The 757-nt window shown below is 64.2% G+C and carries 1 protein-coding gene; it reads left to right on the top strand.

Features of this window, described 5'->3' with window-relative positions; all coding sequences use genetic code 11:
- Positions 1-757 (top strand): hypothetical protein (locus NK214_RS24885; protein ID WP_253315806.1); only part of this gene is annotated, 757 nt, incomplete at both ends.

Genomic DNA, 757 nt, shown 5'->3' with positions numbered 1-757 from the left:
GCCAGATCGCCTGGATCACCGGCTGGCGCATCCACCGCTGGATTGCCGGGTCGCGCTGTATTTACGAGTACGAACATGATCAGGCGCGGCAGGACTATTTCAAGCGTTGCGACGGCAAGGACCAGCCCAAGCCGCTGCGCCAGGCGCTGGAGCGCGAGCATGGCCGGCAATTGCAGGAAGATCTGGCCCGGCGCGACAACAAGCCGCCGCCGATACTGTCGCCGGAGCAACAGAAGCAACTCAACGATGACCGCGAACTGATAGCCAAAGCCGCCGCCGGCAAGCCGATTCCGGACGGCGGCAAGGCCAAGGACGGCAGCGAGCAGATGGTGACGCGGCCGGGCGTGGCCACCCGGGTCAATATCGACAAGGGCTTTGAGCCGGTGATCGACCAGCAGCAGCTGGAGCACGGCGCCAAGGACTTCCGCAAGGATTATGTGCCGGAGTGGCAGTTGTCCGGCGACCCCAGCAGCGTCATCGACGGAGTGCTGGACCTGCTGCTGGGCGGCACCGTCTACCTGCTCAACAGCGACGACGAGGCCGCCGAGTACGCCAGCATCCGCGAGGGCGGTCAGGCCAAGGAAAAAATCCTGTTCGGCCAACGCGAGCTGCGCGATCTGGTGCTGCTGTACGACGAGCACATCCACGATTCGCGCGCCTGGTTCATGTACTCCAGCTGGATTGGCACCCGCGAGCCGTGGACCGACTACTTCCGCTACCGCACGGTGTTCTACGACGACGAATCCAACAAGCCGCT

Origin of the sequence: Chromobacterium sp. S0633 (assembly GCF_024158805.1) — a bacterium.
Lineage (GTDB): Bacteria > Pseudomonadota > Gammaproteobacteria > Burkholderiales > Chromobacteriaceae > Chromobacterium.
The sequence above is the reverse complement of the archived record's forward strand: the minus strand, read 5'-3'. Positions and strand labels throughout refer to the sequence as shown.